General features: G+C 62.3%; 2 protein-coding genes (1 of these 2 only partly in view). Both read left to right on the top strand.

The window, feature by feature from the left end; genetic code table 11:
• A protein-coding gene (locus ACODR8_RS08510; protein WP_489006846.1) for a putative Ig domain-containing protein crosses the window boundary here: on the top strand, positions 1–13,891 show its 3' end. 22,769 nt of this gene lie to the left of the window's left edge; only the last 13,891 of its 36,660 coding nucleotides appear in the window; its start codon lies off the left edge, out of view; it ends in the stop codon at positions 13,889–13,891.
• Positions 13,888–14,190 (top strand): DUF3467 domain-containing protein, encoded by a 303-nt coding sequence (locus ACODR8_RS08505; protein WP_489006845.1) that lies wholly within the window; start codon positions 13,888–13,890, stop codon positions 14,188–14,190. The genes ACODR8_RS08510 and ACODR8_RS08505 overlap by 4 nt, the downstream gene beginning before the upstream one ends.

The raw sequence follows: 14,190 nt of genomic DNA, 5'->3' as shown, positions 1-14,190 counted from the left end.
CGGATCGGGCGAGCCGCTGGGCGGCGGCTATGCCTTCACCATCAAGGTGACCAGCCCGAACGAGGCACCGGAAATCGGCTATATCGGCGATGTCGTGGCGGTGATCGGCGAGACCATGAAGGTTATCGTTAATGTCGCCGACATGGACCAGGACGCGCTGACCTATGCGGTTGCCGGGCTGCCCGGAGCCACGATCACGCCCACCAGCATCTACGGCAAGGCGCTGATCGAATGGACGCCGACACTGGCGCAGGCCGGCAGCCATGACGCCCTGGTGACGGTAACGGATTCCGGTAGCGGCGTCGTCACGCCCGTGAGCGACACCGCATCGTTCAAGGTGGTCGTGCGCGCCACAAATGCCGCCCCGCAACTGGCCCCGGTGGGCAATCATAGTATTACGGAAGGCGAAGCCCTTGCGTTCACACTGGCCGGGGCTGACGCGGACAATGACCGGCTGACCTTCACGATGAGCGGCGCGCCGGAGACGGCTTCGCTCGATCCGGTAACCGGCGCATTCGTCTGGAATCCGCCGCTCAATTCCAGCGGCGAATATAGCGTCACCTTCTCCGTCAGCGACGGCCATTCCAGCAGCAGCGAAACGATCATATTGACCGTCGCCAATGCCAATCAGGCACCGGTGTTCGTGCCGATGGGGCTGCAACTGGCGCGGGAGGGCGCGCCGATGGTGTTCCGCATCATCGCGGGCGATCCCGATGCCGACCCCGTCATCTATCAGGCCCCCAACGGCTTGCCCGAAGGGATGTTGTTCATCCCTGCGCGGGGCGAGATCCAATGGACGCCAGGCTATGCGCAGGCCGGGGATCATATCCTGCGCTTTACCGCGACCGACCCGCTGGGCGCGGTCGATAGCATCGACGTCATGGTCCGGGTCGCTAACGTCAATCGTCTGCCGGTGCTGGACGAGGGCTATCACGCCTTCCTGATTGGCGAGGAAAAGCGTTTCACCGTCCGGGCAAGCGACCCCGACAGCGAGGACGTCCTGACATTTTCTGCCGAGGATTTGCCCGAAGGGGCGAACTTCGACGCTGTTACCGGCGAATTTGTCTGGACCCCTGGTCCCGGTCAGGCGGGCGATTATGCCGTCACCCTGATTGCCGATGACGGACGGGCAAAAGTGCGCCAGACGATATTGCTGCGCGCGACGATCGATCCTGTGCCGCCAGTCGTTCGCCTGGAGCTGACGCCCAGCTTCCCGGCGGCACCGGGGCAAAATGTGCTGATCCACGCCGTGGCTGACAGCCTGGCGGACATCACATCCCTGCGCGTTCTGCTCGACGGCCAGGAGGTGCTGCTTGATGCGAACGGGCGGGCAACGGTGGTGGCCGGTTTGCCAGGCAAATATAGCTTCACCGTCACTGCGCGGGATGCAGACGGTGGCGAAAAGACGATTACGCAAATCCTGAAAGTGCGCGACCCGCTGGACAAGAATGCGCCGAGCGTGCTGTTCGACGGGGCCATTGACGACGCTATCGTCACTTCGACCCTGGCGATCACCGGGACCATCGACGACAGCAATCTCGACGGCTGGACGCTGCAATTGATCGACGGGCAGGGTGATGTCACCCTGCTGGGTGAAGGCGGTGCCAACCTTGCTGGTACGCTCGCGACGCTGGACGGGCGCAGCCTGGCTGACGGATTCTACCGCCTGCGGCTGACCGCCACCGACATTTCCGGCCGGACCAGCGTGGACAGCGCCACGATCGAACTGCGCACGGGCGCGGACAAGACGTCCCGCTATACCACGCAGCATGTCGATATCTCGACCGTGCTGGGCGGGGTGCCGTTCGATCTGGTCCGGGCTTATGACAGCATTACGGGCAAATGGACGTTCCTTGGCCTTGACGCTGATATCGTCACCAGCGTCGGCAGCCAGCCCAATGCAGGCGGCGCGCTGCCCGCGTTCGAGATTGGCACGCGATTGTTCCTGACCTTGCCCACCGGCGAACGGGCGGGCTTCACCTTCAACCCCGTCGAGGAGGTCATCGGCGGTCAGACCTTCTACCGCCCCGCCTGGACGGCTGATGGCACACATGGCTGGCAGTTCAGCTCGATCGATGTCCAGCTTCGCAAGATTGGAGGCAAATTCTACGATGTGGATAGCGGCGCGGCCTATAATCCCGGTTCGCCGGTGTTCGGCGACCGTGACTATGCCCTGCGTGCGCCTGACGGCACGATCTACATTCTCGACAGCCAGCGCGGCACGGTCGAAATTCAAAAGGCCGAGGGCAAGCTGCTGATCGGCGACAGCGGCGTCACCGCGCTGGGCGGTGATGCGCTGCGCTTCCTGCATGATGCGCGCGGCAATGTTACCCAGGTCACCGATGCAACAGGCAAGGCAAGCATCTATAGCTGGGATGATGACAACCAGCTGACCGCACTGCGCGATCTCGTGACCGGGGCGGGCGTCCGCTATGGCTATGTCGATGGTCGGCTGGCGCTTGAAGTGCCTTCATCGGGTGCAGGAAAACGGATCGTCTATAATGGCGACGGCACCGTGGCGACGGAAGCGATTGTCGCTGATCTGGCGACCCCGGCGACGTTCACTGGGCAGACGGTGTCGGGCGATCTTGGCGCAGGCGGCGCAGAAAGTTTCGCGTTCACGCTGCGCGAAAGCGAATTGGAGGGGCTTCCCAACACATTCGTTATTCTGAGGGTAGAGACCAGAGGAACGGTAACGCCCCAGATCGCAGGGCTGACGCGTCTGGCAAGCGCCCAGGCTGGCGGCAAGCTAGTGACGCTGTTCGCGCTGTCCACATCGGGTCTGCACGAGTTGCGGATGTCTGGCAGTGGTGCCTATTCTTTCGAGATGCGCGCCGCGGGCGATATCAACGGCGATGCGAAGGTCGATGGGCTGGATAGCGCCGCCGTGGTGGCCGCTCTCGCCGGATCGGATGTCAGTGGCGATGGCGTGACGGACGCGATCGACAATCAGATCGTGGCTGCCAACTATGGTTTCCGGGCGAACCAGTCGCCGGTGATCGCCGCCACGATTCCGCTGGAAAAAACCCATGTCGACTTGCAGCGTTATGTCGATCTGACCAAGCTGGCGACCGACCCGGATGGCGACCGTCTCTATTTCCGTATCGTGGGGGCGACTGGCGGAGCGGCTGCTTTGGCTGCCGATGGGCGTGGCGTCCTGTTCACGCCGACCGCCGGCTATTCGGGCGCGGCGTCGATCCGCTTTTCGGCCGATGACGGCTTTGGCAGTTCGGCCGAAGGCGTCATCGACATCAACGTTTCCGATGCGGCCCTATTGTCCTTGAATTTCGCGCTGCGCCAGCCCGCCTTTGCGGCACCGGGCGAAAGTGGCGGCGTGGGGCTTATCGGTCAGTTTGCCGATCAGGCCGATGTTGCGCTGCCCTATTCCTATGTGACGGCGAGCGTCGGCCATCCCGATATCGTCCGTTTGGGTATGGACGGGACATTATTGGCTCTGGCTCAGGGGTCGACCTATCTGAAGGTCTCACGCGGCAATATCGCGGCCGCCACGTCGCTGACGGTGGGCGAACCCGACAGCGTGCGTGAGTTGATGACTCAGATTTACGGGATCAACGCCTATCCCGACAGCGTGACCCTGCTGCCCAACGGCGGCTCCCGCGCCATTATCACCAGCCTTGATCCGACGGAGGAAACCTTCGCCAACGGCGCGGCGGCAGGGACCGTCTATGTATCCGCCGACAGCGCGATCGTGACCGTCGATGAAAATGGCCTGATGCGCGGCGTTGGTGCCGGTTCGACCTTTGTCACCGTGATCAATGGCTTCAGCGAGGACCGGGTGATGGTGTCCGTCACGCCGCCGGTCATTGGGGATGATGTCGCGGTCAATGGCGCTGCGGGTGCCATCGTGCAGAATGCCGACGGCGTCCAGATCGCCTTTGGGCCGGGGGCGCTGAGCGGCAATGCCACGGTCACGATCGATACGCTGACGGAAGCAGAACTGCCCATCGTTATGCCCGCGACCGATGCGTTCCACTTCCTGAGCGCATTCGACCTTCAGGTCGATGGCGCGGAATTCAACGACACGGTCCAGATCGCGGTCCCGGTAGCGGGCAATCCGGGGGATCAGGTCTGGTTCTTTGCCAGCGTTGATTTGCCGCTTGGGCCGAATGGCGAGACTATTCCGGTCTGGACGGTCATCGATTCCGGGGTGATCGATGCCGACGGCATGGCACGGGCCAAGTCGCCGCCATTTCCGGGCCTGAGCAGGCGTGGCGCCGTCCTGGTTGCGGGTGCGGCCAAGCCGTTGCCGATCCTGCGGCTGAACGTCGGCTTCACGGCGCTCAATGCGCTGGTGTTCGCGCCTGCCATCGGCATTGCGGCCGTTGGCGGCCTGGCTGGCGCGACGGTTGCGCTGGGTCTGGCTGGCGCTGCCATCGGGTCGATCGCGCTGCCGCTGTTTGCGCAGCTCAAGGAAATCCAGATTTACGCTGACCTGGCAAAAGATCAGGACGCCGTCCGCAGGATCGACCTGTCGCCTGAATTCACGCAGGCGGAACTGAATGACGGCAAGACGATCCTTGCCAGTTTCCCGCCGCAGGCCTTCCAGTCCGACAAGGGACCGATCGTCTCCAGCGTCGCATCGCTGGTCGCCAATGACGGCAGCACGTCCGTCACGATCACAGGGCTTGACTTCATCGACGGTGAAGCCGGATCGATCAGCGCAAAGACCAGCAACGTCCGGGTCGTCCTGACCCACGGTTCGAAGCGGGTTGTGATATCCAATGCGGTCATAACCGGCAGCATTGGTGGAACGCAGCAACTCAGCTTCACGGCGCCGCCCACCGTCCTGCTGGGGGCCAGCGATATCACGATCGTCCGCCCGGCTGTCGGATCGTTCGGATCGGCGAGTGGCGAACCCAATGATTTCACCGAACTGGTCGAAAGCGCGGTCGTCAAGATCGACAACAAGGCGGGATATGCCTTTGTCGGCGATGCGAAGGGCGTGCAGATCATTGATCGCAAGCTCTCGTTCGAAACGACACAGCCTACAGACCAGCTGATCGCCCGTATCGATCTGGGCGCGCCAGTCAGGGAAATCGTCGTGACCGGCGACCTGGGCGCAGCCTTTGTGGCGACCGAAAAGGGTATTGCCGTCATCGATACGCTGACGCTGCGACAATATGATCTCAATCCCAACAGCGACAATGATTTCATCAAGGTCGAGGGCGGGGTGGTCACGGCGCTCGCGGTCGATACGGAGAATGGCTATCTTTACGCTGCCGGGCTGGGCAAGGTCTATGTCATCAACATTGATCCGGGCCGGGACAATTATCTGAAGGTCGTCGCCGATCCCCAGCATACGCTGAACATGGAAATCACCAGCAAGGGTGAACAGTTCGGCCATATCACCAGCATGGCACTGAATGCCGATGGCACCCGCCTCTATGTGGGCCTGCCGGTATCCGAAATGTTCGGTCAGCGCCCCTGGATCAACAATCAGAACAGCGATGCCGGCCTGATCATGGTCGTCAACGTCGACGAGGAGCAACGCCCGGCCGAGGATCAGGCCAATATCCACGGATGGCGCACGGTTGTCGACAAGGTGGCCGCAGGTATCGAGGTGTTCGATATCCAGCCGACGGTCGATCCCAACAAGATGGTGTTCGTGGCGCGCGGGGACCGCAATCGCGGTGCCAAGTTGCTGGAGCGCACGCCTGCCGGAACGCACATCGTTACCCAGGTCGCGACCCTGACCATGGGTCAGGAAATCGGCGTGTTCGAACAGCCGTTCACCATCGCCGGGCTGGTCATCAGCGTCGACAAGAAGCGCAGCACTGATGAAGGCCGCTTTTCGATCGGTCGGGTGCCGGACCTCAACGTCCATAATGCGTCGGGCATCGCAGTCACGCCGGACCTCGAATATATGTTTGTCGCCGATTGGGGTTTGCCGACCCTCTATTGGTATCGCGACCTGGATTACTCGCAGCTGGTCGATGAATTTTACCGGGTCGGTTCCAAAATTCTGGTCATCCAGGATCCCTTCGGGCCGAACCGTCGGCTCGTCGGGGCGACGACGCCGGTTCCGTTCGCGTTCCTGGAGGAATTGCGTGTCGATAGCTCCGGCACCAAGCTTTACGCGAATTACCGGGGTGCCGGTAACATCGTCATCATGGACATCAACAAGGTCCGCGACATCGCCAAGCGCAGCGATTTCGACAAGCTGCTCGTCGAGTTTCAAGACAAGGCGATCGATAACCCGAACTATCCGTTTGACATCTATAATGAATCCACCGGTCAGGGTGCCGTTGACGTCACCCGGCATGGGCGCGGACTGGCGCTCAATGCCATCCAGGCGCTCAATCTGCTCACCCCGACGACCGAACTGGACCTTCACGGCGACAACCCGCCGCCGCTGACCTTCAAGTGGGAATTCGATCCGACGCTGATACCCGCCGGATCGGTGATGAAAACCAGCTTCTATCTCAGCACCCTCGCGCCCGGCGACGGGTTGTGGCCGGACGATCCGATCCGCGAAAGAGGGTTGCTGCAACAGCCCGATTGGCAGGGTTCCGACAAGCATCCCAGCCGCATCTTCACCAAGGTGAATCTGGAAGCGGGCAAATGGCGGGTTCTGGCGAGCGGCGAAGTGGTGTCGGATGGGGCGCTGCCTCCGGGCAAATTTGAACTGACCTTCGATCCTGAATTTGCACGCGTTCTGACCGGTGGGCAGACCTATTTCTGGGGCGTCCGTTCAACCGAATTTGGCATTCGCGATTTCCGGCAATTTACCGTTCTGCCCGACAAGGTGCCGGCCGGCACGTTCAACGGCGTGACCGTACTGACCCATGGTTTCCAGCTGGACGGCATCTGGACCGACAATGATTCCTTCCACCAGCCTGCGGCTTTCCAGGAAATGGGAGAGATGATCTCGCGTCTGGGCGGGGGCGGCATCGTCCTGCTTTATGACAAGAACAAGGGCACCTGGGTGGACATGAGCAACCCGACCAGGGTTGTCACTGGCGATATGCTGGCAGCCTATGCCGGCAAGCCTGTCGTGCTGATTTCGGACTGGGTCCGCGAATCCGCCCATGCCGAAGCAGGCTTCTCCGAAGCCGCCGCCGATGCCCTATTTGCCGCGCTCATGGATCTGGACGCGGAATCGAGCAATACGCTGCTCAGCTCGCCTCTGCATTTCATCGGCCATTCACGCGGAACGGTGGTCAATAGCGAGATTATCCAGCGCCTTGGCTATTATGGCCGGGTCACCAGCGGCATCCACATGACGACGCTGGACCCGCATGATTTCGTGCAGGATTCGCTGGATATTCCGGTCAATACGCTGCTGAACATCGCAAAGGCCTATAGCAGTTTCAAATCGCTGGCGCTGGCCGTGCGTTCGGTCGCCACGGCTGTCGGCGCGGTCAGCACGGCGGTCGGCTCCGGCGGCCTTTCGCTGGTGGCGACAGGGGCGATCCTGGGCGGTGTCGGCAAGGGCATGGTCGAGGCGGCGGGTGCCGCCAAGATGGCGTTCCGTATTCAGAAATTCCAGGACCTGGCCCAGACGTTGGGTGTGCAACTTGATCCGGTGAAGTTCGGCGATTTCCTCGATCCCGACGTCAAATTGTGGTCGAATATCAGCTTCAGCGACAATTATTATCAGGATGCCGCCTCGCAGACTTTCACGACGGCCACGCCCAACGGGCGCGATATCGGCCCGACGGATATTTCGCGATATCTGGGCGGCGTGGTTCCGGGCGTATCCGGGTTCAATCTGGACGATTTTGCCGGACTGGGGGCAGGTGGCCCGCATAGCCGCGTGTGGCAATGGTATGCCGGCACGATCGACACCAACATGACCAAATTCCAGGGACTGGATATCTATCGGCGCATCACCGACGATGGCATCCGGCCCAAAGTATTCGGCCTGCCGTCGCTCGACCAATGGAATATGGAGCCATGGTATTTTGTCGATCCGGGCAAGGTGACAAGCTCCAGCATGTCGGTGCGTATCGGTGCGGCGAGCCAGATGGTCACCGGCAACACGACCTCCACGACGCATTTCAGTATCACCGATGGCGTGGGCACCGGCTGGTTCTATTCGGCCGCAGGGGGCGGGGCGGATTTCCGGCCGATCATCAGCGGCGGCGAGGTTGATGTCACCAAGGATAATAGCGAGGCACCCAATCCTGGGGGTTCAGCGGTCCAGAGCATCTTCAACGGCGATTTCGAACAGGGCACGCGCGAATCGCTCAATGTCCATCTGGAGCGCATTGCGACCGGCGAACTGGCCGACGATGCCGGTCGCTTCCCGATTTCCTACGAAATTCCCGGCTTCGCATTTCATGGCGGGCAGGGGTTCAAGCTCGACCTGCTTGGCCTGCCCGATGCCGATGCCATCGGCAAAATCGATGTCGCCGCGCTGTTCATGGTCAACACCAATCCCCAGGCGCTGGTCAAGAAGGTGTTGGTCAAGATTTGGGAAGACTTTTTCGACAGCCAGGTCAGCCTGGCCAACCAGATCACCATCGGCAATTTCAAGCTGCCGACGCTGAACTTTGTTGAGGCGAAGCTGGCCGCAAAGGTGATCGGCTGGGCGGGCTTTGATGCCGGCAAAAAGATCGACATGGTCAACAAATATTTCAAAGCGACCAACAAGGTATTCAAGGCCGCTGGCATGGCGACAGAGGCGCTCAATGACGGCCTGAACACGCTGGTCGAAAGCACTGGCGTCACCATGTCTCTGGGTGCCGATACGAAGGATGAGGCGGGGCTGAACCGCCTGAAGGCCTATGTCTCCAATGCGATCGAAAACGGCTTCGACAAGCTGTTCCCCAATCAGGACAATTATTCGCTGATCATGGGGGCCAGCGCCGCCCTCACCAAGATCATCGATTCCTTCCTGCCCGATGGCGACATCTGGGAAGCGATCAAGATGGAGACGCGACGGATCCTGCCGGGGCTGGATTCGATCACCCACAATTTCGTCTATGTACCGAAGGATCAGCCCTATCTGACCTTCAAGGTGTACAAGCCCTATATGTTGCAGCCCGGCGCGAAAATTCGCGTCCGTTTCGAAGGGGCCGGACTGCCGACCATCGATGCGCTGGTTGCCAATCAGGAAGCGGGCGCGCGGCAGGTCGATCTGGGTACCGGGATGTTCACGTCCAGTGAATTTTCGGTCATCGTTCCCGACGAATATAAGGGCCGTTCGGCGACGATCACGATCACCCATGAAAATATGGCGCCGACTGCGGAGGACAAGCAGGATCTGGAGGACGCGGCATTCATCGACGCGATCACCAACGCTGCCAAGGATCTGGGGACGGCGGTCAGCCAGATATATCTGCTCGACGACCTTCGCTTCACGACGGTTGCGGCGATGAATGGTGTCATGCCAGGTTCGCCGCAGGTCGCGGCCGAAGGTGTCGCAATCACCCCTGCCGCTCCGGCCGTTACGCTGGAACAGCTTGCCAGCCTGGTCGACGATGCGCGGCTCGCCTGGATGGCTGCGGGGATCAGCGATGCTGACGCACAGAAATTGGCGGATCTGGAATTCGCCCTGACCGACCATCAGGATGCGGCTCTGGCCGTCCATTCGGGCAATGTTATCACGATCGATGCGGATGGTGCCGGGCGCGGCTGGTTTGTCGATATCACGCCAAATGGAGCGAGCGAGTTCCTGACGTCGGGCGGCCGGCTGATTGCCATCGACGGTAGCGCGGCGGCGGGGCGATACGACCTGCTCACCGTGCTGATCCACGAAATGGGCCATGAACTTGGCCTGTCGGGACTGCCGACCACGACGGTCGGCCGGGTGATGAATGAATCGCTGGGCCTGGGCGAGCGGCGCTTGCCCGGCCTGGCCGATCTGCCGGTTGTGCCGGTCGTAGCGCCGGTGGCGGGGGCGGTGCGCACTGTCACGCTCACCGGGACTGGCAATGCGGCGGCCGCCGCCATCGCGCCGCTCGCCTTGCTGGCACCGCGAACCCCGGCGACCGCGCCGTTCCAGAATGGCGATTTCGGTGCGGCTTCGGGCTGGTCGCCAGTCGGTGGGGGCGTGGTTTCCGGCGGCATGGGTGTGCTGGCCGAGGACAGCCGTTTCCTGTCCTCGCTCAACCAAAAATTCGTCCTGCCCAATGGCGCGACGGAAATCAGCTTCCAGATCCGTTCGGCGGTTCTGGGTGCGAACAGCGCGCTGCCGCCCGATGCGTTTGAAGTGGCACTGCTCGATCCGGTTACCGGCCAGTCGCTGCTGGGCGATCTGGAAGGGCTGGACCTGTCCGACGCCCTGCTCAACCTGCAAGCCGACGGATCGCTCTACCTTGCTCCCGGCGTGACCGTGAGCGGCGATCCGTTGACGGGCATCGCGACGGTGACTGTTTCGCTTGCGGGTATCAACCGCAGCAACGGCGCGTTGCTCTCCTTCGATCTCATTGCGATGGGCGATCTCGACAGCCGCGTGACCATCGACAATGTCATGTTCGTGGCGGTAGCGAACAATCCGCCGGTGGCGACCAATGACAGCGGCAGCGGGAACGAAGATCAGGACATCGTCATTGATCTGCTTGCCAATGACAATGACGCCGATGGCGATCTGCTGAGTGTCGCGATCCTGAGCGGCCCGGCAAATGGGACGCTCATCCCGCCGACCGTGACGGGTGGCGCATGGACCTACCGCCCGGATGCGAATTTTGCAGGCGCGGACAGCTTTACCTACAGCATCACCGACGGCCTGAGCGCGCCAGTGTCGGCCAGTGTCGCCATCACCGTGAATGCCGTCAACGATCTGCCGGGACTCGCCGTCGTGCAGGATCGCAGCGCGGTGCAGGGCAGCTTCGTGACGCTCAATCTGCTGGGCAGCGACGTAGAGGATATCGCATCGAATCTGACCTATGAACTCGTTTCCGGCCCCGCCGGTGCCAGCGTCAGTTCTTCGGGCCTGTTCAGCTGGACAGCCGGCTTGCTGGGCGTTGAGAATTTCACGGTCCGCGTCACCGACCGTGACGGCGGAACCGCCGAGCGCAGCTTTGCGATCACCGTCGTGGTGCCGGGCAATGCAGCACCTGTCTTTGCCGCGCTGCCGGATCGTGACGTCAATGCAGGATCGCTTTTCACGCTACAACTGGCTGCAAGCGATGAGGATGATGCTTCGACGGACCTGACCTATACATTGATCGCTGGACCCAGTGGCGCGTCGCTCTCGCCGACCGGCGAGCTGCGCTGGATAGCGACAGGAAACGGCCCCAGCCAGGTGACGGTGCGCGTCACCGATCCCGATGGTGCGTTCGACCAGCGGAGTTTCGCCCTGAACGTCGTGCCGGTCATCGGCAACACCGCGCCGACGCTGCCGGTTCTTGGCGATGTTGCGATTGAAAGCGGCAAGCTGCTTATCCTGCCGATCACGGCCAGCGACAATGAAGATGTCGCCGAAGCGCTGACCTATTCGCTGGTGAGCGGTCCCGACGGCGCGGCCATTTCGGCCAGCGGCCTGTTCAGCTGGCAGGCGGGCGATCCCGGCCCCCAGACAGTGACAGTGCGCGTCACTGATACCGGCGGGCTGATTGCCGAGCGCAGCTTTGCGGTCCTAGTCTCCAACCCGGCGCCTATATTCGCGCCGATCGCCGATCGCTCGGTACAGACGGGCGGCGATGTTGCGATCACGCTTTCGGCGACCGACAGCAATCATGCCGCGACGCAGCTGGTCTATTCGCTGGTCAGCGGCCCGGCTGGGGCAAATGTGACGAGCGATGGCCAGTTTAGTTGGACGGCCGCCGGGCTTGGCAGTCAGCCGGTGATCGTTCGCGTAACCGATCCGCTGGGAGCATTTGCAGAGACCGGCTTCAATATCGAGGTGACGAACATCGCGCCGGTGCTGGCGGTGGTTGGCCCGGTCAGTGTGAATGAAGGCAGCGCGCTGTCGTTGCAGCTTGTCGCAAGCGATGGCGACGATGCGGTTGGCGATCTGATATTCTCGCTGGTGTCAGGACCAGCGGGGGCAACGCTGACGAACGGCGGAGTGCTGAACTGGCGGCCTGCCGATGGCGGCGCGGATGCGGTCTTTACCGTCCGCGTAACCGATCCCCATGGCGCGCTGGCCGAGCAGCGCTTCAATGTCGCGGTGGCCGATGTCGCGCCGATCCTCAGCGTATCGGGCCTGACCACCACGCTGACCGGCAAGACCTATACCATCGCATTGGGTTCGAGCGATCCGGGCGACGATAGCCCGATCGAATGGGTCATTGACTGGGGTGATGGCACGGCACCCGCTTCGGTGGCAGGCAGCGCCAGCGCGGCCAGCCATATATATGCGGACGATGGCAATTTCCTGGTCAGCGCGCGCCTGCGCAATGACGATGGCAGCTTCCTGGCTTCGCCGATCAGCCTGGTCGTCAATGATCCGCCCCTGCTGCGGCTGACGCAGGCGGGCTTTGCCGATGGCGGACTGGTCGTGCGCGTTTCCGAACCGCTTGATGGTCTGGCGGGCAGCAAGGCGGTGCAACTCACCGACAGCAGCGGCAATGCGGTTGCCCTTACCCTCGGCTTTGCGGCCGACGGGTTGGGCTTCACGCTCACCCGCGCCGATGGCACGCCGCTGCAATATGGCAGCTACGGCTTGGTCATCGCCGATGGCGCCTTCATCAGCGCCGATGGATCGGTGCTGGACGGAAATAATGACGGCCTGATCGGCGGTGCCTATCAAACCAGCCTGACCTTCAGCCAGTCCATGGCGGGCAGCGCAAGCCTGCCCGACTTCATGCGCGGGCCGGGCGAGCATGTCGATGTGCCGCTCGCCGATGATGCCGGGCTGAAAGTGAGCTTCGCCAGCCAGGGCGGCGTCAAGACCATGACATTTACGGTCATGTATGATCCCGCACTGTTGCGTGTCGACGGCGTGTTGCCGGGGGCCGATCTGCCTGCGGGCGCGAGCCTTGGCTTTGTGACGGAGGCTGCCGCTGGCGGCAAGCGCCTCGCCCGGATCAGCGTCAGCAGCGATACACCGATCGCGGCGGGCGAGCGCTGGATACTCAGCCTGGATGCGACCGTGCCGGAAACGGCCCCTTACGGGTCGAGCGAGGTGCTGGAGGTCAAGGTCGTGGCGATCAACGCGGCTGCACCTTCCGCCACCCAGGATGATCAGGCGCTGCAACTGGTTGGCTATTTTGGCGATACCAATGCCGATCGTCAGCAAACCATGGCCGACCTGTGGCTGGCGACGCGCGTGGCGCTGGACATCGACAAGGGGTTTGCGGCGTGGGGCGATGCGCCACCTTCGCTGATCGCCGATATCCGCGACTATCGCCCGTTCGCCAACCCGCACCTGCCGGACATCGAATTTACCCCGGTAAAGCCCGCGCCGCTGTGGCGATCGCAGGTCGTGCCTCCAGCGGATTTCGGTCCGCTCACTTATGGCTTTTACGATGCGGTGGATCGCTGGGCGCAGGATATCCACGCGACGAATTCGGCCTGGTATGAAGAGGGTATGGACGGCAAGAAGCAGGACCAGCCTGACGACGGCACTACAGCCCCGACGACCGAGTCCGGGACGCCGCCATCGCCGACAGCCACTCCACCAGCGACGCCTGCCCCCGTCACGCCCGCGCCCACTGCGTCAGCACCCGGCGATGGACTTGTCACGCCAGCAGGTGTCGCGACCGCCGCCGCCGTGTCGCCGAAAATCGACATGGCTGCGCGACCTGCCGTTCAAGGCATGATGGCGGCGATGACGGAGGCCGATGATCAATGCTCGACATGGCTGTCGCGCTTCCTGCTCGACAATGGCGATGCTGGTGAATGCACGACTGGTGGTGATTTCCTCCCCATTCTCATTCCCGGCCTCAATCGGCCGAGGGAAAAGACGGGCGACAAGCGCCGCAAGGCTGCCACGCCCGCTGGTGAAGGGCCTTCGGGCGAACTGGAGACAAGCACATGAATGAAAAGACCGCGACGCCCAAGGGACAGGCCGCGCCGCGCCAGCAGAAGCTTCGGTTCAACAGTGCCAATCTCAAGAGCAGCTATTGCAACATGTGCAACGCCACCAGCACCCGCGAGGAGGTGGTCCTGAATTTCGGTGTGAACCAGAATTGGGACCAGCCCAGCACGACGCCCGCTGAACTGGAAGTGGATTTGCAGCACCGGATCATCCTCAGCCCCTTTGCCGCGAAACGGCTGAGCGAGGCGCTGACGCAACTCGTGCGTGACTATGAAACGCGATACGGTAAGCTTGCCTGA

The sequence above is a fragment of the Sphingobium sp. FG58 genome (assembly GCF_057809055.1).
This window is presented reverse-complemented; position numbering and strand designations above follow the sequence as displayed.